This is a genomic window from Mesorhizobium sp. WSM1343, assembly GCF_055901535.1.
On record NZ_CM148370.1, the window covers coordinates 4,714,598 to 4,737,277 of the forward strand.

Below are 22,680 nucleotides of genomic sequence, written 5' to 3' on the forward strand. Positions count from 1 at the left end.
CAGGCTTGTCTCATGCTTGACCTCGCCGGGAATTTATGGCGATGAAATCCTCATGAACCCTGGCGTCCCCGCATGATGAACCGTTTCGAAGGCCCCGGCGGCAAGGAAGCCCGCATCCGCTACCTGGATGGCGATTTCCAGGTTACCAGTCCCGGCGCGTTCGTGCGCTGCGCGGTGACAGGCGAAAGCATTCCGCTCGACGAGTTGAAATACTGGAGCGTCGCAAGGCAAGAGCCCTATATCAGCGCCACCGCCTCGCTGCGCCGTGAAATCGAGATGCATCCGGAGCTGCGTAAGCGCAGTTAACCCTTCAGCTTGCGCTGGCGCCAGGCATCGAGCGTCTCGTCGATGATGCGCTCGGGAACGTGATCGAGTTCGAAGACCGTGTCGATCTCCAGCACCTCGAGCCGGTCGAGAAAGTCCTGTGACGCGCCGTGGCGCAGCCGGGCGGCGTCCTTGGCGGTGGTGATGAGCACCAGCCCCTCAGTGCGTGCGGTCGCCGCCAGCTCGGCAAGTTCGTCCTCCGCATAGAAATGATGGTCCGGAAACGGCCGCGTCAATGCCAGTTCGCCGCCGGCCTCGCGCACCGTGTCGAAGAATTTCTCGGGATGGCCGATACCGGCGAAGGCGAGGAACCGCTTGCCGGCAAGCCCTGCCTTGCCGCTTGGCTCTGTATGGGCCTCGAAGATCGCCCGGCCGGCGCGTGCCGCCTGGCGGACCACGCTGTCGGCGGCAGTGCCCTCGCCCATTTTCAACAGCCCGCTGGTGAAAACCAGCTGGTCGACGATTTTGGCCCTGAGCGGCCCCCCCGGAATGACGCGGCCGTTGCCGATCCCGTAGCGCGCATCGACCACGACCAGCGCATAGTCGATGTGGATGCGGGCGCTCTGGAAGCCATCGTCCATGATCAGGAAATCGCAGCCATTCCGTTCCAGCAGCAGCCGGGCGCCGGCGGCGCGGTTCGGCGTCACCGCCACCGGCGCGTGTTCGGCGAGCAGCAGCGGTTCGTCGCCGACATGCCGGGCGCTGTCGTGGTCGATATCGACCACGTGCGGCTCGGCGAAGGAGCCGCCATGGCCGCGCGACAGGAAGCCTGGTTTCAGATGCATGCGCTTGGCCTGCTTGGCGAGCGCGATGGCCACCGGTGTCTTGCCGGTGCCGCCAACCGTGAAATTGCCGATGCACAGAACAGGCGCTTCGATCTTCTCACGCTTGGCCCGCCGCATGCCGCGGCCGGCGGCAGCCGCATAGATGGCCGACAGCGGCGACAGTGCCAGGACCCGCCAGTCCGGCTCCTCCCACCAGAATGGTGGTGCTTCCGAGGCCACGCTAGCGCCCGTTCGCGCCCTTCAGGCGCGACTTGACGACCAGCGGCTGGATGTAGGGCTCAAGCGATTTCAGCGTACGCGCCAGCGCACCGCGCATCTCGTCGACGGTCGCAATGCCTGCCGCCATCATCTCGTGGCGCGCCACTTCGTTGGTCAGGAGGAAATTGACGGCGCCGGCCAGCATGTCGCGATCGCGCACCAGCTTGGCGCCGCCGCTGTCGAGGAGACGCTGGTAGGCCTCGCGAAAATTCTGCACATTGCGCCCGGCGAGAACCGCCGTGTCGAGCATGGCCGGCTCCAGCGGGTTCTGGCCACCCTCGGAGGTCAGCGAGCGGCCGACGAAGGCTATTTCCGTCAGCCGGAGATAGAGCCCCATCTCGCCGATCGTGTCGCCAAGCAATATGTCGGTGTCGGCCGTGATCCTGTCGCCCTTGCTGCGCCGCGCGACCTTCAGGCCCATGCCGGAAATCTGCGCCGCAAGCGCCTCGGCGCGATCGGGATGACGCGGAACGACGATGGTCAGAAGACCATGGTGGCGCTTGTGCAGCGTCGCGTGGACTTCAGCCGCGACCACTTCCTCGCCGTCATGGGTCGAGATCGCCGCCCAGGTCGGGCGCGTGCCTATCTGCCGCCGCAGTGTCGCCAGCGCCCGTTCGTCGACCGGAGGCGGCGACGTGTCCACCTTGAGGTTGCCCGACACCGTCACCGGCCGCGCGCCGAGCGCGAGAAACCGCTCGCCATCGACATCCGACTGCGCCACGACGTGAGCCAGGTTCTCGAACAGCGCCTCGGCGATGTTGGCGCGTTTCTTCCACGATTTGAACGAGCGGTCGGACAGCCTGCCATTGACCAGCACCTGCGGCACGCGTCGCGCGCCAAGCTCGAGGATGGTCATCGGCCAGATCTCGGATTCGGCGATGATTGCCAGATCCGGCTGCCAGTGATCGAGGAACCGGCTGACCGCCGGCTTGAGGTCGAGCGGTACATATTGATGGATGATGCGGTCACCGAGCCGCTCTTCGGCGACCTGCGCCGAGGTGACCGTGCCGGTCGTCAGCACGATGTTGACGCCGTAGTCGAGGATGCTTTCGACCAGCGGCACGACGGCTATGGTCTCGCCGACGCTCGCGGCATGGATCCAGATCACCGGCCCGTCGGGGCGCGCGCGGCCGGCGACGCCATAGCGCTCGCGGCGGCGGTAGCGGTCTTCCTTGCCGCGCGAGGTGCGCCAGGCAACGTAGGGCCCGACCAGCGGATAGGCTGCCGCACCCGCGAATCGGTAAGCCGACAGCATGGCCCGTGCCCAGCGGCCGCTCATCGCGGAGCATCCACGAGACGGTAAGCCTCGGCGGTCGCGGCATTGAGCGCTGTCGTCACTTCCTGGCGCTTGCGCTCCATTTCGGCGTCATCGGCGCCGGCCGCCACGAAGATCGGCTGGCCAATGACGATCGACGAACGGCCGAACGGCAGGTTAATGGTGGTCTTGTCCCAGCTCTTCTCCAGCACCTTGCGGCGGCTGGTGGTGATGGCGACGGGCACAAGCGGCCGGCCCGAGAGGCGAGCCAGGAGAACGATGCCAAGTCCTGCGTCTCGCGGCGTGCCGTGCGGAATATCTGCGATCATGGCGACGTTCTTGCCGACGGCGAGCGACTTTTTCAGGGCGATAAGCGCTTTTGCCCCACCCTTGTCGAGGTGCCTGGCATTTTCCCGCCCGCCCGAGCCGCGCACCGCCTCGATGCCGAATTTTTCCAGCATCAAGGCGTTGAGCTCGGCATCGGCGCTGCGCGAAACCATGGCGACCAGCGGCTTGCGCTTGGGATAATAGGCAGGCGTCAGCAGATGCTGGCCGTGCCACAAGGCGATGATGCCAGGCTCGAACTCGGTATAGGCACCGCCCGAAAACCGTGCCGATCCCTCGACGACGCGATTGGTGAGGCGCACGAAGCGGACGAACTGGGCGAACAGGCTGGCGATGGCGTTCTTGACGAATCGCGACTGCGCAAGCGGTTGGCGAATCTTGCGCCAGAAGGCCTTGGTCGTGCGGCTGCGTCCCCTGCCCGTGGGCGCGGCATCGCTTGCTGGCCCTTTCGCCAGGTCATGCTCCATCGAAGTCAACCGGCAGCCTTGTTGTCGGGGTCCAGCAGCCGGTGCAGATGAACGACGAAGTAACGCATGTGAGCGTTGTCCACGCTGGCTTGCGCCTTGGCTTTCCACGCCGTGTGCGCGGATTGATAGTCGGGATAGATGCCGACGATGTCGAGCCCGTCGAGATCGCGGAATTCGGTGCCGCCAAGCTTCTTCAGTTCGCCACCGAACACCAGATGCAAAAGCTGTTTCTTTCCGTCTTCCGCGGCCATGTCGGTCCTTCACATATCGTGAGTTTGTCACAGGTCTAGACCAAAGCCGCCGACTTTGGAACCTTTAGGGCGAGATGAATTCATCTCGCCGGGGAAAACGCTTTCACGTGTCCAGACCGGCGATGACGCCGGCGAGCACGGCCAGCAATTCACCGCTGCCGGCAGCAAGGGCGCCGTGACGAGTCACCTCGCCGGCATAAAGTGGAGCGCGGCCATGCTGGTCGAGCAGCTGGCCGCCGGCCTCGCGCAGGATGAGGTCGGCCGCTGCAATGTCCCAGTCATGCGCGTTCGGCTTGACGAAAGTGGCGTCCAGCGCGCCATTGGCGATCATGGCCAGCCGATAGGCGAGCGAAGGGCTGTAAGGCGCCCGCTTCAGCCGCGCCTGCCATTCGGCAGGCATCAGGTCGGTCAACTGCTTCAGCCCGGAAATCTCGGCCGTTTCCGCCAGCTTGCGAACCGCAATGCGCTTGCCGTTGCGGAAAGCACCCTGGCCGGGCAGCGCCCAATAGGTCTCCTCCATCGCCGGGCATTCCAGCACGCCGGCCAGCGTGCGGCCATGCTCGACGACGGCGACGCTGACGCACCAGGTGCGCTGGCCTTCCAGGAAACCGCGCGTGCCGTCGATCGGGTCGACGACGAAGGTGCGGCGTGCCGAAAGCCGGACCGGATCGTCAACTGTCTCTTCCGACAGCCAGCCATAATCCGGCCGCGCCGCCAGCAATGTTTCGCGCAGATAGGCGTCGGCCGCGTGGTCGGCCTCGCTGACCGGTGATGTGCCGCCCTTCATCCAGACTTGCGGGCTGTTGCCGAAGTAGCGCATGGCGATCACCCCCGCCTCGCGGGCGGCATCGCGCAGCAGCGGCAAGTCTTCGGTGGCTCCGGCAGTGGTCAGGTCATGCTCCGGCAAGGGTCATGCCTTCGATCAGGAGCGTCGGCGCCGCGGTGCCGAAATTGCGGTCGAGGTCATCGGCCGGCACCATGTTGAGGAACATCGTCTTCAGGTTCGAGGCGATGGTGACCTCGGCGACGGGATAGGCCAGTTCGCCATTCTCGATCCAAAAACCGGAAGCGCCGCGGCTGTATTCGCCGGTGACCATGTCGACGCCCTGGCCGAACACCTCGGTGACGTAGAAGCCGGTCTTGAGCGATTTGATCAGCTCTTCCGGCGACCGCTCGCCGGGTTCGATGGCGAGATTGGTGGAGGATGGCGTCACGGAGGAGCCGCTGCGTGCGCCGCGGCCGTTGGTGACGAGACCCAGCTCCCTTGCAGCCGAGGTCGACAGGAACCAGTGGTTGAGCACGCCCTTCTCGACCATCAACAGCTTTTCGCCCTCGACGCCTTCGCCGTCGAACGGACGCGAGGCCTGGCCACGCCGCCGGAGCGGCTCGTCGGTGACGGTGATGGCGGAGGCGGCCACCTGCTTGCCCATCATGTCGCGCAGGAACGAGGTCTTGCGCGCGACCGAGGCGCCGTTGATGGCGCCGGCGAGATGGCCGGCGATGCCGCGCGCGACGCGTGGGTCGAACACCACGTCGACCGGCCCGGTCGCCGCCTTGCGCGCGCCGATGCGGCGCACGGCGCGCTCGCCGGCCTTGCGGCCGATGTCCTCGGGCGCATCGAGATCTGCAAAATGCTGGCGCGAGGAGAATTCATAGTCGCGCTCCATGCCGGTGCCCTCGCCGGCGATAACGCTGGCCGAGCGCGAAAAACGCGAGCCGACATAGTGGCCGAGGAAGCCGTGTGAAGTGGCCAGCACCAGGCCGCCCAGCCCGGCACCGGCGCTGGCGCCGGCCGAATTGGTCACGCCCTTGACGGCAAGCGCTGCCGCTTCCGCCGCCAATGCGGCTTCCTTCAACTGGTCTGCCGACACTTCGGTGGCGTCGAACAGGTCGAGATCGCGCGTCTGTTTGGCGAGCAATGCCGGATCGGCCAGCCCCTGATAGGGATCCTGCGGCGACACTTTCGCCATCGCCACGGCGCGCTCGGCCAGTGTTTTCGGGTCGGACGCCGTCGCCGAGACACTCGCCACCCGGCCGCCGACGAAAACGCGAAGCGCCACATCCTCGCTTTCGGAAGCTTCGGTAGCCTCGACCTTGCCGAGACGCACCGACACACCGGTCGAGCGGCCGCGCACGGCCACCGCGTCGGCGGCATCGGCGCCGGCCTTTTTGGCAGCCTCGACCAGGGCCGCGACGCGGTCGGTCAATTTTGCTGCGTCTGATATGTCGGTCATGCCTGAAATCCTGCTGGTGCGGCCGGTGTGCGGCCGTTGCCCACCCATCTATTGTTCCGGTCCGGCTTGTGCAATGGCATAGGCTTCAATCAAAATGCGGGGCGGACGGTTCAAACCGCGAACCCTGTGACGCAAAATCGGTTCGCAGCCTGCACGGAGCACTTCGATGACGCCTTTCCATCTCGCCTTCCCGGTCCGTGATCTCGATGAAACCCGCGTTTTCTATGGCGAGGTGCTGGGCTGCGCGATCGGCCGCTCGTCAGCGACCTGGGTCGACTTCGACCTCTACGGTCACCAGATGTCGGCGCATCTGCGGCCGCAGGCCGCACAGGCCTCCAGCGACGGCAAGGTCGACGGCATTGTCGTGCCGATCCCGCATTTCGGCGCGGTGCTCTTGATGGACGACTGGCAGCGCCTGGCGACACGGCTGGAGGCGCGCGACGACATCGACTGGCTGGAACGGCCGATGGTCCGCTTCAAGGGCGAGCCCGGCGAACAGGCAACGCTGTTCATCCGCGACCCCTCGGGCAATGCCTTGGAATTCAAGGGCTTTCGCTCGCTGGAGCAGGTTTTCGCGCACTAGCTCAGATCGAGGGCATCCATCGATCAACGGCCGAAACGGCCCGCCGCGAAAGGTGCGAGCCGAGCCGGATCGCCGCGTCCGCCGATCAAGTCGGCGACCAGCCGCGCGGTGATCGGAGCCAGCGTCAGGCCGAGATGACCGTGCCCGAAAGCATGAATTACGCGGGAGCTGCCGCGCGAAGCGCCGATGACCGGCCTGGAATCCGGCAGGGACGGCCGGAAGCCGAGCCATTGCGAGGCAGGCGAGCCGAGCCTGGGAAAAATTTGCCTGGCGCCACGGTCAAGCAGCGCCAGCCGGCGCGGATTTGGCGGCGCGACCAGGCCGCCGAGTTCGACGGTGCCGGCGACCCGCAAGCGGCCAGCCATCGGCGTCAGGTAGAAACCAAGATCGACGGGACAGACAGGTCGGTTGAGCAGCGGCGCGTCGGTCTGGAATTCCAGATGATAGCCGCGCTCGGTCTCGAGCGGAATCCTGTCGCCGGCCTGCGCGGCCAGTGCGCGCGACCGTGCACCGGCGGCGATCACCACCGTGCCAGCCTTGATGCGAACGCCGGGTCCGCTGAGCTGGACACCGTCAGCCTCGACCTGCAGCCTGGTGATCTCTGCCTGCTTCACCGATGCACCACGGGCACTCACCGCGCCCAGCAACCGCCGCATCACCATTGCCGGATCGGTGACATTGATCGAGTCGGGAAAATACACGCCATGCGCTGCTGTCGCCGGCAGGCCCGGCTCAAGCGCCGCCACCTCTTCGGGAGTCAGGACCTCTTGGTGGATGCCAAACCCAGCGCGCATTGCCCGGCCGCCGGCGCCAGCGGCAAAATCGCTCAAGCGGCGATAGAGGTAAAGACAGCCATTGCGGCGCAGCTGGTCCTCCAGTCCGGCCTCCCCGACCATGTCTTCCCAGGCCGGAAGGGCGTCGGCCAGCAGTCCGGCGAGCGCCAGCGCATTGGCCCGGGTGGCCGCCGGCAGCGATTGCCGCATGAACCGAACGAGCCATGGCGCCAGCTGCAGCAGCGCCGGCCAGCGCAGCGAAAACGGGCTGTCGGGATCAAGCAGCAGCTTTGGCAATGCCCGCAGCACCGCAGGAGTGCCGACCGGCATGCAGGCATATTCGGCGATCGTTCCGGCATTGCCGAACGACGCGCCTGAGCCCGGCTCGTTCGGATCGATGAGCAGGACTTCGCGGCCGTCCGCGATAAGGCGAAGTGCCGTCGCCAGCCCGACAACTCCGGCGCCGACAATGGCGATTTCGACCGTTTCAGAAGCAGCCACTGTAGATCTTCCCGATTGACCTTGAAATCCAGTACCGATCATGTGGTCTCTTGGTTCGGGGTCACGGTCCAGTCTTGATCCCTGGAATCGAATAGGCCAGATCTTTCCGCGCCTCAGGCGACAGGCGTCCAGATCACGTCCTCGATTTTTTGCGCGCCGGTGGCCAGCATCGCCAGCCGGTCGAAGCCGAGTGCGATGCCGCTGGCCGGCGGCATGATGGCAAGGGCTGAGAGAAAATCCTCGTCCAGCGGATAGCGCTCGCCATAGATGCGCTGCTTCTCGTCCATCTCGGTAACAAAGCGCCGGCGCTGCTCGTCGGCGTCGGTCAGTTCGCCGAAGCCGTTGGCGAGTTCGACGCCGCAGCAATAGAGCTCGAAACGCTCGGCGACGCGCGGGTCGCGCTGGCTCGGCCGCGCCAGTGCCGCCTCGGCCACAGGATATTCGCACAGGATGGTCGCGCGGCCCTGCCCGAGAAATGGCTCGATTTTTTCCACCATCACCCGGCTGAACAGATCGGCCCAGCTGTCGTCGGGCGCGGTGCGCAGGCCGACATGGGTCAAGGCGGCGTGCAGCGCGTCGCGGTCGGTGCTGCCGTCGGCGGCGACCGTGGCCAGCAGGTCGATGCCGGCATGGTGGGCGAAAGCGTCCGCCACCGTCAGTCGTTCCGGCTCGGCAAACGGATCGCAGTCGCGGCCCCGGAAAGAGAAAAGAGTCGCCCCTGTCCTTGTCGCGGCCAGCGCCAGAAAGGCCGCACAATCCAGCATCAGGCTCTCATAGGCCTCGCCCACCCTGTACCATTCGAGCATGGTGAATTCGGGATGATGCAAGGGGCCGCGCTCGCGGTTGCGATAGACCGGACCGAAGCTGAAAATCCTGGTTTCACCGGCGGCGATCAACTTCTTGCAGGCGAATTCCGGCGAGGTGTGGAGATAGAGTGGCGCCCTTGCACCGTCCGGCCCGACCGCTTCCGTGGCGAAAGCCGCCAGATGCGCCTCATTGCCGGGCGAGACCTGCAGCGCCGCCGTTTGCACCTCGACGAAATCATGGGCGGCGAACCAGTCGCGCAGGCCGGCGGCGATGCCATTGCGCAGCATCAGCCGCGGGCGGCGGTCGGCGTGAACGTCAGGCGTCCACCAGGGCGAAGCTTCGGTCATGCGGCTCGGAACATGGTGGAAGGGGGCTGGCGGCGGCGGCCAAGATGCGGTAGGCCCCCATCCAGCGCCGCACTAGCCGGCAAACGCCAGTCAACTCTTCTTGCAGGATTTAAAACCGTGGTGAAAGTCATCGCCAGTTCGCTCCGCAAAGGCAATGTCGTCGACAAGGACGGCAAGCTTTATGTGATCCTCTTTGCCGAAAACATCCACCCAGGCAAGGGCACGCCGGTAACGCAGCTCGACATGCGCCGCATCGGCGACGGGGTGAAGGTTTCGGAACGCTACCGCACCACCGAGCAGGTCGAGCGCGCCTATGTCGAAGAGCGCGAGCACACCTTCCTCTACCGCGACGGCGAAGGCTTTCACTTCATGAACCCGGAAACCTACGACCAGGTGGCGGTGTCGGAAGCGGTGGTCGGCGACATGGCGCCTTACCTGCTGGAAGGCATGGCCGTGCAGGTGTCGCAGTTCAACGGCATTGCAATCTCCCTGGTGCTGCCGCAGCGCGCCACCTTCGAAGTGGTGGAAACCGAGCCGACGACCAAGGGACAGACGGCCTCGTCGTCCTACAAGCCGGCCGTGCTGTCCAACGGCGTACGCACCCTGGTGCCCCCCCACATCGCGCCGGGCACCCGCGTGGTGGTGATGACGGCGGATGGGGCTTATGTGGAGCGGGCGAAGGACTGAGGGGGTTCTTCCCGCCCAAACGACCAAACGCCTCCAAGCAAAGCCTTCCCATGGACGGGGCAGCTTTGACCGCTTATTGCTTGAAGCAGTGCTCGCGGTGCCATTGCAAGAAATGAGGATGCGGGCGTTCGAGCTGTCGGCGAGGCGGAAGCGCGCGGCGCGTCTTGTTTATAAAGCCCTGCACACTGTCTAAGTCATTGACCTGTCTGGAGATCAGGATTTCCAAATCGTCCGACAGGCTGATCAATCCACGGTCGAACATCCAATGCGCAGTGCCGGACAGTGCGATCCCATTGTTGACGACATCAGGCCCGTTCGCCTCGACCGGTCGTGCAGCAGAAACTTCTGCCCGGCCGCCGCCATTTATCAGCTTGAGACCCGTGATTGCGCAGCGCTCGTCATAAGCGCGTAAGACGACGCGACGGAAAATGCGGTCCCGCACGATTCGCGATCCGATGTAGCTTACGCGATCACGACTCTGCTCGAATTCGAATGGCGCCTGCTCATCCTGAAAGCCGGCAGATATGCCGACCTCATCAACGCGCGGCAGCAACAACTCATTCGTATCCAGGCCCAGATCGATGATGCGGTTGAAGTCATTTGCGCTAAGTGCACGGACTGCAGATTGGGCACGGCCCGAAATCCGTCCTTCATCGTTGAGCAGGCCTCGCTCGACGAGACCATCAGATCCATTAAATGGAACAGGATTGACGAAATCGAGGTAGGTTCCGGGCTCAATCAGCGCGAGGTACATGTCTGATATCACAGGATCAGGGATGATCTGCTGGACTTTCGCTACAGCGTAATAGCCCCGTGTATCGTTTACCTTGCTGGGCTCGTAGTAGATGATCCACTTGCCGACACACGCCTCAACGCGGCGCAGATACGGACGAGGAAACTGGTATTGCTCTGCGGGGCGATCATTGTACCGCGAATCCGAGCGATGAATGAAAACCCCGAATTCCATGATCTTCCTGCAATGCGCTCTTGGGAATAATAACTACTTCAGATGTGGCATCAAAATCCGAACTTTGCGGTTTAGTCCAGGCCGGTCGCACTTCCCCGTGGTATCTGTCTTTCGCAGGCTCGCGCTGAAAGCGCCACCCTGCAACGAATTGCAGCGATATATTTTATGAAGCGTGTCGCAATGACCCTGCGCGGTCCGTCCTTTGAGCGAAGAAGGAGAACGCCATGCGAAAACTTATCGTCACCGAATTCATCAGCGTCGATGGCATTGCCGAGGTCGAGAAGCTGCCAAGCATGACTTGGAACGACGAGATGAACAGGTTCAAGGAGGACGAGCTTGCCGACACCGGCGCCATGCTTTTGGGGCGCACGACCTATGAGATCTTTGCCGGCTCCTGGCCGACGGAAACCGGAGATTTTGCCGACCGGTTCAACGCGCTGCCAAAATATGTCGCCTCAAACAGCCTGAAGGCGCTCGACTGGAAGCCTGCCGAATTGCTGAAGGGACCGCTGCCGGAAGCGGTCAGGACGCTGAAGCAAGGCAGCGGCGGCAACATCTATGTGCATGGCAGCCTCAGCGTCGCGCAGGAATTGCTGCGCCATGGCCTGGTCGACCGCGTCAGGCTGCTCAGTTATCCCGGCACCGTCGGCCAAGGCAAGCCGCTGTTCCCAGGCGGCGAACCGGTGTCGCTCGAACTGATTTCTGCGATGCCGTTCAGCAACGGCGTTGTGGCGCTGGAGTATGCGCCGGTGGCGGCGAAGTCGTAAAATCGGTTGGAGCCTTTCAGATCGAATGGGGAAGATGCATCCTCACCCGACCTGCTTGCCCCGTCTCCCCTTGATGGCGGCGCTGTTCCGCGCCTCCACCGCCTTCTCCACCTGCCGCTTCAGTTCGTCCTTGATATCCACCGTCTCGTTCATCAGCGCGTCGATCTTCAGGAAATCGAGGACGCGGTATCTCGACACTGCCGGGCGGACCAGGATGTCGGGGCGGCATTGCTTCAGCTTGTTGGCGATGATCGACTGCATCATCAATTGCGTGGCGCCGAACATCAGGTCGACGGAGGTCGGCTGTTTGCGGTCGGCCTCTTCCGGTGCGCCGACGACGTCGACGCCGATGATGATGTCGGCGTCGTTCTCGATCAGGTCGAACGGCACGGGGTTGTAGATGCCGCCGTCGATCAGCAGCCTGCCGTCTCGCATCACCGGACGGAACACGGCGGGAATGGCCGCTGACGCCGCCAGCGCGGAGTGCAGGTCGCCGTCTTCGAAGACGGCCAGCTTGTGACCGAAATAGTCGGTCGCCGTCACCTTCAGCGGGATTTTCAGCTCGGCAAAGGTTTCGGGGATGGCCTCGGGCAGAAAGGCTTTCAGGATGCGCTCGACATTGAACTGGCTGACGCGGATGCCGTTCTGCATGGCTTCGGCTATCGTGCCCGGCCGCGCCCGCCACATGCGGCTGGCCACCTCGGCGCGGCGGCCGAGGATAGAGCGGGCATAGTCGTGGATGTCCTTGCCGGCCATGCCTGATGCCATGCCGGCGCCCATGATGGCGCCGATCGACGAGCCGGCAATCGCCACCGGCTTGATGCCGAGCTCGTCCAGCGCCTCTATGACATGGATATGCGCCAGCCCGCGCGCGCCGCCGCCGCCGAAGGCGATGCCGAAGGTGGGGCTCATCCCTTGCCGGCTCCGGCCAGTTTCGGGCCGATGATCATGATGGTCGGCTCGGTGGTCAGCAGCTTTTTCGCCGCCGCCTTGACCTGTTCGAGCGTCACCGCGTTGATGTAGCCGGCGCGGCGCTGCATGTAGTCGATGCCGAGATCGTCGAGCTGCAACTCGACCAATGTCGAGGCGATGGCGCTGGACGAGTCCAGATTGTTGATGGCGTAGGCGCCGATCATGTATTTCTTGGTCGCCGCCAGTTCCGCTTCGGTCGGGCCTTGCTCGGCCAATTGCTTGACGACATCGCGGACGATGCCCAGCGTCTCGGCCGCACGGTCGGACCGGGTGCCGGTGCTGACGATCAACGCGCTGGCGTGGTCCTGGTTGATCAGCGAGGAGTTGACGCTGTAGGCCAGTCCGCGCTTTTCGCGCACTTCCTGGAACAGGCGCGAGGTGAAGGTGCCGCCGCCGAGGATCTCGTTCATCAGCACGGCGGGGAAGAAATCCGCCGCCTTGCGCTTCACGCCGGGAAAGGCGAGCTGCAGGGAGGTCTGCGGCAGGTCGTAGTCGACCTCGATATGCTGCGCCAGCTTCGGGTCGATATCGGCCACAGGCCTCAGCGCCTGGTTCTGCGGCAGGTCGCCGAACACCATGTCGAGCTTCTTCTTCAGCGTCTCCGCGTCGATGGCGCCGACCACGGCGACATGCAGACCGCCGCGCGCGAACACCGCTTTGTGCAGGCCTTTCAGATCATCGGACGTGATGGCGGCGATGCTTTCCTTGGTGCCCTGATCGGAGCGGGAATAGGGATGGTCGCCATAGAGGGCGCGCGCCCATTTGTTCTGCGCCACCGTGTCCGGGTCGTTTTCGCCGGCGATGATGCCGGACAGGATCTGGGAACGGATGCGGTCGATCGGCAACTGGTCGAAGCGCGGCTCGTTGACCGCCAGCCGCAGCAGGTCGAAGGCCTGGTCGCGCTGCTCGGCCAGCATGCGCATCGAGCCGTAGATGCCGTCGCGGCTCTCGTCGAAGCTCATCTCGGCGCCGGCATCGTCGAGCTTGATCTGGAAGTCTTCACTATCGAGCGGGCCGGCGCCTTCGTCGAACAGGCCGGTCATCAGATTGGCCAGTCCTTCCTTGCCGACAGGATCCTGCGTCGAGCCGCCGCCAAAGACGAAGCGGATGGCGACGACCGGCACGGAATAATCCTCGACCAGCCAGGCGGTGATGCCCTTTGGGGAGGTGACGGACTGGATCTCCATGGCCCGCGCGGTGAGCGCCGGCAGGATGAGGAAGAGGATGGAGAGAAAGAGGGTGGTGAGTGCACGCCATGCGGCAATCGTCGGCAGCGACCAATCGCGGAAGCCGGCGCTCCCCCTCACCCAGCCTCCGCTTTGCTCGGCTGACCTCTCCCCGACGGGGAGAGGAGCTTGCCAGCGCTGGCGCCAGCCTCTTCTCCCCAGCGGGGAGAAGGTGGCCGCGAAGCGGCCGGATGAGGGGGCTGCCTCGCTCATGGGGATCGAATTCATCATCAATTCCCCGCCTGTTGCTGCGGCAAGAGATAGCCGGTGGTCGACCGGGCGAGCACCAGATAGCGCGCGGCGACCGCCTTGACCTCGTCTGCGGTGACCTTGCGGATGCGGTCCGTCCATTGCTGGACGTCCTGCACATTGCCGCCGGTGGCCAGCGTCGAACCGTAGATGTTGGCCATGGAATCCTGCTTGTCGCGGGCAAAGATCATCGACCTGACATAGCGGTCCTTGGCCTTTTCCAGTTCCGATGGCGTCACGCCATCCTTGACGATGCGCACCACCTCCGCATCGACCGCCGCTTCGACGTCGGAAATCCTGGCATCGCCGCGCGGCGCGCCGTAGACGGTGAAGTTGGTGTCGTCGAGCATGGTGCCCTGGAAAAAGGCGCCGGCGCTGGATGCGATACCTTGCTGGACGACGAGCGCCTGGTACAGCCGGCTGCGATTGCCGCCGCCGAGGATCTCCGCCAAGAGGTCGAGCGCTTCCGCCTCGCCCGGCTTTCCCGAATGATAGGACGGCACCACCCATTGCGTGGAAAAGCTCGGCACGCTGACGCGCGCGTCGGAGAGCGTGACCGTGCGCTTGGTGTTCTGCTCCGGCTCGACCGGGCGGATGCGGGGCGGCAGATCGGGGCCGCGCGCCACCTTGCCATAGGTCTTTTCGGCCAGCGCCCGCACCGTGTCCGGTTCGACATCGCCGGCGACGATCAGCACGGCGTTGTTGGGCCGGTAGTATTTGTCGTAGAAGGCGGTGGCGTCGACGCGGTTCAGCTGCTGCATCTCCTGCATCCAGCCGATGACCGGAATGCGATAGGGCTGGTTCTGCCACAGCGTCGCATCGACCTCCTCGTCCAGCACAGCCTCGGGGCTGTTGTCGATGCGCGAGCGGCGCTCCTCGAGGATGACGTCGCGCTCGGTCTTGATGACATCGTCGGTGAGGATGAGGTTGCGCATGCGGTCAGCCTCGAAGCTCATCATCAGCTCGAGCGCCGACGGCGCCACCGTCTCGTGGAAAGCGGTATAGTCGTAGGAGGTGAAGGCGTTGTTGGAGCCGCCGATATCGGAGACGGCGCGGTCGAACTCGCCGGCCGCATGGTTGGTCGTTGCCTTGAACATCAGATGTTCGAAGAAATGCGCGATGCCGGATTTGCCGGGCGGCTCGTCGGCGCTGCCGATCTTGTACCAGACCATGTGGGTGACGATCGGCGCACGGTGGTCGGGAATGACGACCACCTCCATGCCGTTGTCGAGCAGGAAATCCGTGACCTTGAACTCGGCCGGAACCGTGTTGGGCAAGACGGGGCTCTCGGCCAGCACTGGGCTGGTCGTGACAAAAGCCAAGGAGGTCGCCAACAGCGTTCCCCGCAGCCATTCAATCTTGGATGTCATCAACGGCTCCGGTTCTGTCGACAGACGATAGGCAAGGTGCTGGCGACAAGCAAAGTGATTTGTTGATCATGTTGCCGGCAAAGGCGGCGGCAAAGAGGCCGGCCCATGGATGCCGGCCAAGGATACGAGGCGTATCAGGACGCCTCGATGAAGCGGATGACGGTCTCGCCATAGTTGCGTTCGTCCAGCACCGAAAAGCCGGGGCCTGGCTCGAAGGACGCCACCGCGGCCTCTTCGACCACGCACAGCGCGCCGGGGCGAAGCCAGCCGCCGGCTTTGGCCGACTGCAAGGCGCGCTCGCCAAGGCCCTTGCCATAGGGCGGGTCGGCGAAGACAAGGCCGAACGGCGCCAGCGTGCCGGCCTCGCCGAGGCCGGTGGCATCGCGGCGGAAGATCTTGGTGCGGCCGGTCAGCCCGAAGGCCTCGACATTGTCGCGGATCAGGCCACGGCCTTCCGCCGATTCCTCGATGAAGACACCGTAGGAGGCACCGCGCGACAGCGCTTCGAGCCCCAGCGCGCCGGTGCCGGCGAACAGGTCGAGCACGCGTGCCCCGTCCAATTGCTCGGCAAAGCGATGCGCCAGCACGTTGAAGACCGCCTCGCGGGTACGATCGGTCGTCGGACGGATGGCGCTCGAGCGCGGCGTCGCCAACGGACGCCCGCGAAACTCACCGCCGACGATTCTCATCTCGCTTTGGGGCCTCGGGGACCGTTGCGCGGACGCTCACCGCCGCCAGCCCCGCCCGGACGTTCGCCGCGCGGCTTGCCGAACGGCTTTGCACCGGCCGGTTTGCCATAGGTCGGTTTGAACGAGGCCTTGCGCGCCTTGGCGTCAGCCGCCTTGGCGGCGTCAGCTTCGGCCCTGCCCTTGCCGATCGGTCGCGCGCCTGGCGCCATCCAGACATTGGCCTTGCGCTGGCCGGGCGGCTCGATCGGCCGCTGCTCGCGCTCGGACTTTTTGCCACCGCCCGGCTTGCCACCAAAAGCACCACGCGGCTTGTCGCCGAAGCCAACGCGCGGTTTGTCGCCGAAATTGCCGCGCGGCTTGTCGCCAAAGCTGCGTTCGGGACGCGGGGCGCGTTCGCCAAAACTCTTCTCCGCGTTTCTGTCGGGGCTTGTCGACAGTTTGCCCAGAGCCTCATCGCGGCTGCCTTCGCGGCGCTTGCGGTTCTTGATCAACCCGCCCTCGCCGATCGGGCGGCGCTCGCCATCGCGGGTGAATTTCGGCCGTTCCGGCTCCGGCTCGCGAACTTCGGTGCGCCGCACCGGCTTGTTGGAAAACGGCTTGGTGACATCGGCGTCGAAATTGGCGCCGGATTCCTCGACCAGGCGCTCGCCAAGCTGGTCGCGCAACACCCTGCCCTTGATTTCCAGCACATGGCCCTCGGCGAGGTCATCGAGTTGGAACGGCCCGTAGGAGATACGGATCAGCCGCGTCACGTCGAGGCCGAGCGAACCCAGGATGTTCCTGACTTCGCGGTTCTTGCCCTCGCGCAGGCCGATCGTCAGCCAGGCATTGGTGCCTTGCTCGCGATCGAGCGTCGCTTCGATGGCGCCGTAAAAGACGCCGTCGACGGCGATGCCTTCGCGCAGGCCGGCAAGCGCGCTTTCCTCGACCTTACCGTGGACGCGCACGCGGTAGCGGCGCAGCCAGCCGGTGGCCGGCAGTTCGAGCACGCGCGACAGGCCGCCATCATTGGTGAGCAGCAGCAGGCCTTCGGTGTTGATGTCGAGCCGGCCGATGGTCATCAGCCGCGGCAATTCAGCCGGCAGCACGTCGAAGACGGTCTTGCGGCCCTCGGGATCACGGTTGGTGGTGACGACGCCGGCCGGCTTGTGGAACAGGAACAGCCTTGTGCGCTCGATCGGCGGGATTTCCATACCGTCGAGATGGATGATGTCATCAGGCATCACGTTGAAGGCCGGTGAAGTCAGAGCGCGGCCATTGACCTTGACGCGGCCGGCGGCGATCAGTTCCTCGGCATCGCGGCGCGAGGCGAGGCCGGCGCGGGCCAGCCGCTTGGCGATGCGCTCGCCTGCCTCTTCCGCAGCCTCGGCGGGACGCGGGCGTGGCTTGAAGCTGCCGCCTGACGCGCCTTGCGGCCGATCGTTGAAATCCCGCTTCGGGCGATCGCCGAAGTCACGCTTGGGGCGGTCGGCGAAGTCACGCTTTGGGCGATCGCCGGCGTCACGGGGGGCGCGGTCACCGAAATCGCGCTTGGGACGGTCGAAGCGCTTTTCGCCGCCCGCTGCCGCCCCAGCCGGCCGGTCGCCCCGCGGTGCGTAGGGTTTGCGTGGCCCTTCGCGCTTCTCGTAGGGCTTGCGCTCGCCTTCGGCGGCCATTGGGCGATCGCCGCGCGGCGCATAGGGCTTGCGCGGTCCTTCGCGCTTTTCATAGGGCTTGCGCTCGCCTTCGGCGGCCATTGGGCGGTCGCCGCGCGGTGCGTAGGGCTTGCGCGGTCCTTCGCGCTTTTCATAGGGCTTGCGCTCGCCTTCGGCGGCCATTGGGCGATCGCCGCGCGGTGCATAGAGCTTGCGCGGCCCCTCGCGTTTCTCAAAAGGCTTGCCTTCGGGACGCGGGCCTTTGCTGAAAGGCTTGTCGCCGCCCTTGAAATCGCGCTTCGGCCGCTCGCCATCGGCAGCCATCGGCCGGTCGCCACGCGGTGCGTAAGGTTTCTTGGCGCCAAAGGACGGTTTGCCGCCCTTGCCCGCGGCGCCATCGCGGCTGCGCGGTCCCGCGGCCTTCGGCCCACTCTTGGCCGGACCCTTCCTGGGTCGGAATTTCTTGTCGTTGTCGTCCATGTGGCCTTTATCCGTTTGCGCTGCTACAGCGTGGCGCATCCTTTCGGGCGCGCAACGAACGCTGTAGCACTTTTGATGTGGCGCATGATCATTTTCGAAAACCGAGTCCCGATTTTCGAGGTCATGCGCTCCATAACAGGATCACCGTCAGGTGGCGAGGAGATAATCGGAGTGGAAATCGCGTGAAGCGGCCCGATTTCATGGCGCTGGCGCTGAAGGAGGCCGAAGCTGCCGCCTTGCGAGGCGAAGTGCCGGTCGGCGCCGTCATCGCCAACGGCGCTGGTGTTGTCGCCAGCGCCGGCAACCGCACACGCGAACTTGCCGACCCGACCGCGCATGCCGAGATGCTGGTCATCCGCGAAGCCTGCCGCAAACTGTCGGCCGAGCGGCTGACCGGGCACGATCTCTATGTGACGCTGGAGCCTTGCGCCATGTGCGCCGGCGCCATTTCCTTCGCCCGGCTGCGCCGGCTCTATTTCGGCGCCGCCGACGACAAGGGCGGTGCGGTGGTCAACGGCGTGCGCTTCTTCGCCTCGCCGACCTGCCACCACGCGCCCGACATCTATCCGGGCATGGGCGAGACCGAAGCAGGCCTGCTGCTCAAAGAATTTTTTCGGGAGCGGCGCGGCTGAACCGGGCGCTACGCCAGGCGACACAATTCGGTGTTTTTACAGCCAATCGAACCAGCCGCTGCCCTTCTTGCCTTCCGCCTCTTTCTTGAGACGGCGTTCCTTCTTGTACTCGTCCTCGCCAAGCTCGTTCTGCGGCGCGGTGCCGGCCGCGACACGATACTGCACTGGAGGCTCGCTCAAATATTTGCGGGTGTTCGGATCGCCCTGCTTGCTGTCGGCGAGGCGACGCTGGATCTCGGCGGCACGGCCTTTGTCGGAATCGGCCGGTGTCCATGCCGGCGGGTGGCTCGAGCCTGACTCCGCCATCGCCCTTTTCACCGAGGCCGGATCGGTTTGCACGTCGTCGACGATCTCCGACTGATAGGCCGGGTCGTTCTGATGGGCGGTGGCATCGGCCCGCAAGCGGGCGCGGCGCTGCTCGGGCGATTCGGGCCATTCGGCGCTCGCCGTCTCGATGCTGTCCTGCGGGGCCGGCAGCGCTTCCTTCTGGCCGGGCGCCGGCTTTACAAGCGTCGGACGCGGCTTGTAGTCGATCTGTTCCTTGCGCTTCGGCGCAAATGAAAAGGCGCCTGAAATATCGCCGGCCAGCTGTTCGCCGGCGGTCTTGTCGGTGCCGTAGGTCGGAGAGCCCATGCAGCCGGACAAAGCGAGGCCCGACGCGACAAGCGGCGCCAGCAGCGCCAGGCGCGCATTATATCTCTCGGTCATGCCAAAAAGTCCCACTCTAGACAGCCTCTCGATTGCCACCAGCCTCGTGGCCGGTCCCCATCGTCCAAGCACTTGCGACGGAAATCCGGCGACAATTTGTCTTCCGGAGTTTCGCGTGTTTACCTCAACCACTCGTTAAGGGCAACGCGCGGGCGGTTTTCACCCGCCCGGCGTGGCATTTGTGCACCGATCAAGCTGGCCGGCCTGTCAAAGCCGGCCAAGCGCCTTCAATTCATGCAGCACCGCCGCATCCCTGGCCGAAACATCCGGGAATTCCGGATCCTGGCCGACATCGGCGGTGTAGCGCCATGAGCGTGCGCATTTTAACAGGCCGCGATCCTCGGCCTTCTCGACCACCACGGCGACACCCCTGACGTCGTCGATCGCGAAGGCACCAGCCGGTGCCTCGCCATGCGCGATGACCAGATCGCTGGTGATCGCCATCTCGGCCATGTCGACATCTGAAATCGCCGCTTCGAGCGCTGCATCGTTGATGGTGACGACCGGCACCGCTTCCAGCGACGATCCGATTACCTTCTGGGCGCGCGCGATCTCCAGCGCGCCGGTAACGACGCGCCGCACCTGCCGCACCTGGCGCCACTTTTCCGCCAACGCCTCGTTCTTCCAGTCCGCCGGGATTTGCGGGAACTGGTCGAGATGCACCGAGACCGCGTCGGGATGACGATCGAGCCAGGCCTCCTCCATGGTGAAGGGCAGCATCGGCGCCAGCCATTTCACCAGGCAATCGAAGAGATGGCGCACCACCTGCACCGAAGCCTTGCGCTTCAGGCTCGACGGCGCGTCGCAGTAGAGCGCGTCCTTGCGGATGTCGAAATAGAACGCCGACAGCTCGACCACCATGAAATCGAGCAGCATGCGGGTGATGCGCTTGAATTCGAAGGCGTCGTAGCCCGAGCGCACGACCTCATCGAGCTCGGCCAGCCGGTGCAGCATCAGCCGCTCCAGCTCCGGCATCTTCTCCAGCGGCACCTCTTCGCCATCGTCATGGGCGAGCGTGCCGAGCATCCAGCGGATGGTGTTGCGCAGCTTGCGGTAGGCATCGATGTTGGTCTGCAGCACGTTCTTGCCGAGCCGCTGGTCCTCCCAGTAGTCGGTCGTCACCACCCACAGACGCAGGATATCGGCGCCCGACTGCTTGATGACGTCCTGCGGCACCACGGTGTTGCCGAGCGACTTCGACATCTTGCGGCCATCCTCGTCCATGGTGAAACCATGGGTGACGACAGTATCGTAAGGCGCCCTGCCCCTGGTGCCGCAGCTTTCCAGCAGCGAGGAATGGAACCAGCCGCGATGCTGGTCGGAGCCTTCGAGATAGACGTCGGCCGGCCATTTCAGGTCAGGGCGATCCTCCAGCGTGAAGACATGCGTCGAGCCCGAATCGAACCAGACGTCGAGGATGTCCATCACCTGCTTCCATTTGGAGGCATCGTGATTGCCAAGGAAACGCTCCTTGGCGCCAGCGGCGAACCAGGCGTCGGCGCCCTCCTTCTCGAAGGCGTCCATGATGCGCTGGTTGACCGCTTCGTCCTTCAGCACACTGCCGTCGACATCGGCGAAGACGGCGATCGGCACGCCCCAGGCGCGCTGGCGCGACAGCACCCAGTCCGGGCGCTCCTCGATCATGGCGCGGATGCGGTTCTGGCCGGCGGCGGGCACGAAACGGGTTTCGTCGATGGCCTTGAGCGCCCGGCTGCGCAACGTCGAGCCGTCGCCGAGGTCCTTGTCCATATAGACGAACCATTGCGGCGTGTTGCGGAAGATGATCGGTTTTTTGGACCGCCATGAATGCGGATAGCTGTGCTTCAGCCGGCCACGCGCGAACAGCGCGTTGCGTTTGATCAGCTCGTCGATGACGGCCTGGTTGGCGTTGCCCTTCTTGCCGTTGTCGTCGATGACGCGCGCCGGCCCACCCTCGCGGTCCGGTCCGAAACACGGCGCGTCCTTGGTGAAGAAGCCGCCATCGTCGACGGTGAACGGGATGGCGGGATCGATGCCGCGTGCACGCAGATCCACCGCCGCGTCCATCCAGGCGTCAAAGTCCTCGCGGCCGTGTCCGGGCGCGGTGTGGACGAAGCCGGTGCCGGCATCGTCGGTGACATGGTCGCCGGCGAGCATCGGAACGGCAAATTCGTAGCCGCCGCCCAAGCTCTTGAGCGGATGTGACAGCGTAAGGCTTCCAAGCTCTTGCGCCGAGACGCTGCGGAGACGATTCAAGGTGACCTTGGCCTTGGCCGAGGAGTCTTCGGCCAGTGCGTCGGCAAAGATCAGCTTTTCGCCCGGCTGCGGGCCGAATGCGTTCTCGGCCGCCGTAACCTCGTAGAGGCCGTAGTTTATGCGCGGCGAATAGTTGACGGCGCGGTTGCCTGGGATCGTCCACGGCGTCGTCGTCCAGATGACGACGTGGGCCTGCAGCAGATCGAGGGCGCCCTCCGTCAGCTTGGTCTGGCCATCGTCGATGGGGCGGACAAGGCTGGCGACCGGAAACTTCACCCAGATCGTGTCGCTCTCATAGTCGTGGTACTCGATCTCGGCCTCGGCCAGCGCCGTGCGCTCGACCACGCTCCACATCACCGGCTTGGAGCCGCGATAGAGCTGGCCCGACATGGCAAATTTCAAAAGCTCGCCGGCGATGCGCGACTCGGCATGGAAAGCCATCGTCGTATAGGGGTTCTTGAAGTCGCCGATGACGCCGAGGCGCTGGAACTCGGCCCCCTGCACCGTGATCCAACCCGCGGCGAATTCGCGGCATTCCTTGCGGAATTCGTTGACCGGCACCTCGTCCTTGTTCTTGCCCTTGGCGCGGTACTGCTCCTCGATCTTCCATTCGATCGGCAGGCCGTGACAGTCCCAGCCGGGCACATAGTTCGAGTCGTAACCGCGCATCTGGAACGAGCGGGTGATAACGTCCTTGAGGATCTTGTTCAGTGCATGGCCGATATGGATGTTGCCATTGGCGTAGGGCGGGCCGTCATGCAGCACGTATTTCGTGCGGCCGGCAGCGCTCTCGCGCAGCTTGCGGTAGAGATCCATGTCCTGCCAGCGCTTGACCAGCAGCGGCTCCTTCTCCGGCAAGCCGGCGCGCATCGGGAAGTCCGTCTGCGGCAAATAAAGCGTCTTGGAATAGTCGATCGTTTCAGTTGTGTCGGTCATTGGTCTGCCATGTGCATTGCCCGGCGGGCGTACAAGCTCGGGCGTGAACTATCATGTTATGAAAAAAGCGCGAGGGGCGCGCAGAAACTCCCGGCGGCTCCGGCGGCGCTCAGGCCACCCGGAACACCGGGCCTGTAATTCGTATCGCGATCGCGAAAAGGCGCGAAAAGCTGGTCATGGCTGGGCTTTTAGCCGAAG

At 64.8% G+C, this 22,680-nt stretch carries 21 protein-coding genes; 5 read left to right on the forward strand and 16 right to left on the reverse strand.

Annotated elements, in window-relative coordinates:
- Positions 1-72 precede the first annotated feature (72 nt).
- Positions 73-306 (forward strand): DUF2093 domain-containing protein, encoded by a 234-nt coding sequence (locus AC0NIL_RS23095; RefSeq protein WP_013532341.1) that lies wholly within the window; start codon positions 73-75, stop codon positions 304-306.
- On the opposite strand, the gene lpxK is transcribed toward AC0NIL_RS23095, so the two are convergent.
- The 6 genes from lpxK to AC0NIL_RS23125 all read right to left on the reverse strand — a co-directional run bounded on the left by lpxK (position 303) and on the right by AC0NIL_RS23125 (position 5,919).
- Positions 303-1,328 carry a tetraacyldisaccharide 4'-kinase gene (gene lpxK, locus AC0NIL_RS23100; RefSeq protein ID WP_013532342.1) on the reverse strand — a complete coding sequence of 342 codons (1,026 nt, stop codon included), beginning with the start codon at positions 1,326-1,328 and terminating at the stop codon, positions 303-305. The two genes, AC0NIL_RS23095 and lpxK, sit on opposite strands and share 4 nt — an antisense overlap.
- Before the next feature lies 1 nt (position 1,329).
- Positions 1,330-2,646 (reverse strand): lipid IV(A) 3-deoxy-D-manno-octulosonic acid transferase, encoded by a 1,317-nt coding sequence (gene waaA / locus AC0NIL_RS23105; protein ID WP_064994149.1) that lies wholly within the window; start codon positions 2,644-2,646, stop codon positions 1,330-1,332.
- Entirely contained in the window at positions 2,643-3,434 is a 792-nt protein-coding gene (locus tag AC0NIL_RS23110; RefSeq protein WP_013532344.1) for a lysophospholipid acyltransferase family protein, read from the reverse strand. Before AC0NIL_RS23110 ends, waaA begins: the two co-directional genes overlap by 4 nt.
- Before the next feature lie 5 nt (positions 3,435-3,439).
- On the reverse strand, positions 3,440-3,685 hold the full coding sequence (locus tag AC0NIL_RS23115) for a DUF4170 domain-containing protein (protein WP_013532345.1): 246 nt from the start codon (positions 3,683-3,685) through the stop codon (positions 3,440-3,442).
- 103 nt (positions 3,686-3,788) lie between these two features.
- Complete coding sequence (locus tag AC0NIL_RS23120; protein WP_013532346.1) at positions 3,789-4,592, reverse strand: 3'(2'),5'-bisphosphate nucleotidase CysQ; 804 nt, start codon at positions 4,590-4,592, stop codon at positions 3,789-3,791.
- Entirely contained in the window at positions 4,579-5,919 is a 1,341-nt protein-coding gene (locus AC0NIL_RS23125) for a TldD/PmbA family protein (protein WP_473573503.1), read from the reverse strand. Before AC0NIL_RS23125 ends, AC0NIL_RS23120 begins: the two co-directional genes overlap by 14 nt.
- A 166-nt stretch (positions 5,920-6,085) precedes the next feature.
- Here AC0NIL_RS23125 and AC0NIL_RS23130 point away from each other — a divergent pair, with 166 nt between their 5' ends.
- Positions 6,086-6,502, forward strand: coding sequence for a VOC family protein (locus AC0NIL_RS23130; RefSeq protein ID WP_224620278.1), 417 nt, complete (start codon positions 6,086-6,088; stop codon positions 6,500-6,502).
- 23 nt (positions 6,503-6,525) lie between these two features.
- On the opposite strand, the gene AC0NIL_RS23135 is transcribed toward AC0NIL_RS23130, so the two are convergent.
- The gene (locus AC0NIL_RS23135) at positions 6,526-7,776 is read right to left on the reverse strand and encodes an NAD(P)/FAD-dependent oxidoreductase (protein WP_473573505.1); all 1,251 of its coding nucleotides are present in this window, start codon (positions 7,774-7,776) and stop codon (positions 6,526-6,528) included.
- A gap of 113 nt (positions 7,777-7,889) precedes the next feature.
- Positions 7,890-8,930 (reverse strand): EF-P lysine aminoacylase EpmA, encoded by a 1,041-nt coding sequence (gene epmA, locus AC0NIL_RS23140; protein WP_473573507.1) that lies wholly within the window; start codon positions 8,928-8,930, stop codon positions 7,890-7,892.
- 117 nt (positions 8,931-9,047) lie between these two features.
- Between epmA and efp the strand changes: the two genes are divergently transcribed.
- On the forward strand, positions 9,048-9,617 hold the full coding sequence (efp, locus tag AC0NIL_RS23145) for an elongation factor P (protein ID WP_013532351.1): 570 nt from the start codon (positions 9,048-9,050) through the stop codon (positions 9,615-9,617).
- A 73-nt stretch (positions 9,618-9,690) separates the two neighbouring features.
- Here efp and AC0NIL_RS23150 read toward each other — a convergent pair whose 3' ends face one another.
- Complete coding sequence (locus AC0NIL_RS23150) at positions 9,691-10,584, reverse strand: HNH endonuclease (protein ID WP_473573509.1); 894 nt, start codon at positions 10,582-10,584, stop codon at positions 9,691-9,693.
- Between the two features lie 224 nt (positions 10,585-10,808).
- On the opposite strand from AC0NIL_RS23150, the gene AC0NIL_RS23155 reads away from it, so the two are divergent.
- A complete protein-coding gene (locus AC0NIL_RS23155) occupies positions 10,809-11,351 on the forward strand; it encodes a dihydrofolate reductase family protein (protein WP_013532352.1) in 543 nt (180 codons plus the stop codon).
- A 42-nt stretch (positions 11,352-11,393) separates the two neighbouring features.
- On the opposite strand, the gene AC0NIL_RS23160 is transcribed toward AC0NIL_RS23155, so the two are convergent.
- From AC0NIL_RS23160 to AC0NIL_RS23180, 5 genes are all read right to left on the reverse strand, one after another.
- Positions 11,394-12,263, reverse strand: a complete 870-nt coding sequence (locus AC0NIL_RS23160; protein ID WP_013532353.1) for a patatin-like phospholipase family protein — start codon at positions 12,261-12,263, stop codon at positions 11,394-11,396.
- Entirely contained in the window at positions 12,260-13,630 is a 1,371-nt protein-coding gene (locus AC0NIL_RS23165) for a M16 family metallopeptidase (RefSeq protein WP_473573511.1), read from the reverse strand. Before AC0NIL_RS23165 ends, AC0NIL_RS23160 begins: the two co-directional genes overlap by 4 nt.
- Before the next feature lie 149 nt (positions 13,631-13,779).
- Positions 13,780-15,168, reverse strand: a complete 1,389-nt coding sequence (locus tag AC0NIL_RS23170) for a M16 family metallopeptidase (protein WP_473573513.1) — start codon at positions 15,166-15,168, stop codon at positions 13,780-13,782.
- A 134-nt stretch (positions 15,169-15,302) separates the two neighbouring features.
- Positions 15,303-15,857, reverse strand: coding sequence for a 16S rRNA (guanine(966)-N(2))-methyltransferase RsmD (gene rsmD, locus AC0NIL_RS23175; protein WP_013532356.1), 555 nt, complete (start codon positions 15,855-15,857; stop codon positions 15,303-15,305).
- Positions 15,854-17,971: a pseudouridine synthase gene (locus AC0NIL_RS23180; RefSeq protein WP_473573515.1), complete on the reverse strand. Its 2,118-nt coding sequence runs from the start codon at positions 17,969-17,971 to the stop codon at positions 15,854-15,856. Before AC0NIL_RS23180 ends, rsmD begins: the two co-directional genes overlap by 4 nt.
- A 182-nt stretch (positions 17,972-18,153) precedes the next feature.
- Between AC0NIL_RS23180 and AC0NIL_RS23185 the strand changes: the two genes are divergently transcribed.
- Positions 18,154-18,603 carry a nucleoside deaminase gene (locus AC0NIL_RS23185; RefSeq protein ID WP_127271509.1) on the forward strand — a complete coding sequence of 150 codons (450 nt, stop codon included), beginning with the start codon at positions 18,154-18,156 and terminating at the stop codon, positions 18,601-18,603.
- A 36-nt stretch (positions 18,604-18,639) separates the two neighbouring features.
- On the opposite strand, the gene AC0NIL_RS23190 is transcribed toward AC0NIL_RS23185, so the two are convergent.
- Together AC0NIL_RS23190 and ileS are read right to left on the reverse strand one after the other, a co-directional pair.
- Positions 18,640-19,311 (reverse strand): hypothetical protein, encoded by a 672-nt coding sequence (locus tag AC0NIL_RS23190; RefSeq protein ID WP_013532359.1) that lies wholly within the window; start codon positions 19,309-19,311, stop codon positions 18,640-18,642.
- A 207-nt stretch (positions 19,312-19,518) separates the two neighbouring features.
- Entirely contained in the window at positions 19,519-22,482 is a 2,964-nt protein-coding gene (gene ileS, locus AC0NIL_RS23195) for an isoleucine--tRNA ligase (protein ID WP_473573517.1), read from the reverse strand.
- Positions 22,483-22,680 lie beyond the last annotated feature (198 nt).

Coding starts and splice junctions, on each gene's coding strand:
- AC0NIL_RS23115 (WP_013532345.1), bottom strand. CDS start 3,685: ATGGCCGCGGAAGACGGAAAGAAACAGCTTTTGCATCTGGTGTTCGGT.
- rsmD (WP_013532356.1), bottom strand. CDS start 15,857: ATGAGAATCGTCGGCGGTGAGTTTCGCGGGCGTCCGTTGGCGACGCCG.
- AC0NIL_RS23110 (WP_013532344.1), bottom strand. CDS start 3,434: ATGGAGCATGACCTGGCGAAAGGGCCAGCAAGCGATGCCGCGCCCACG.
- AC0NIL_RS23125 (WP_473573503.1), bottom strand. CDS start 5,919: ATGACCGACATATCAGACGCAGCAAAATTGACCGACCGCGTCGCGGCC.
- AC0NIL_RS23095 (WP_013532341.1), top strand. CDS start 73: ATGATGAACCGTTTCGAAGGCCCCGGCGGCAAGGAAGCCCGCATCCGC.
- epmA (WP_473573507.1), bottom strand. CDS start 8,930: ATGACCGAAGCTTCGCCCTGGTGGACGCCTGACGTTCACGCCGACCGC.
- AC0NIL_RS23160 (WP_013532353.1), bottom strand. CDS start 12,263: ATGAGCCCCACCTTCGGCATCGCCTTCGGCGGCGGCGGCGCGCGCGGG.
- AC0NIL_RS23155 (WP_013532352.1), top strand. CDS start 10,809: ATGCGAAAACTTATCGTCACCGAATTCATCAGCGTCGATGGCATTGCC.
- waaA (WP_064994149.1), bottom strand. CDS start 2,646: ATGAGCGGCCGCTGGGCACGGGCCATGCTGTCGGCTTACCGATTCGCG.
- AC0NIL_RS23180 (WP_473573515.1), bottom strand. CDS start 17,971: ATGGACGACAACGACAAGAAATTCCGACCCAGGAAGGGTCCGGCCAAG.
- AC0NIL_RS23190 (WP_013532359.1), bottom strand. CDS start 19,311: ATGACCGAGAGATATAATGCGCGCCTGGCGCTGCTGGCGCCGCTTGTC.
- AC0NIL_RS23170 (WP_473573513.1), bottom strand. CDS start 15,168: ATGACATCCAAGATTGAATGGCTGCGGGGAACGCTGTTGGCGACCTCC.
- ileS (WP_473573517.1), bottom strand. CDS start 22,482: ATGACCGACACAACTGAAACGATCGACTATTCCAAGACGCTTTATTTG.
- AC0NIL_RS23150 (WP_473573509.1), bottom strand. CDS start 10,584: ATGGAATTCGGGGTTTTCATTCATCGCTCGGATTCGCGGTACAATGAT.
- AC0NIL_RS23130 (WP_224620278.1), top strand. CDS start 6,086: ATGACGCCTTTCCATCTCGCCTTCCCGGTCCGTGATCTCGATGAAACC.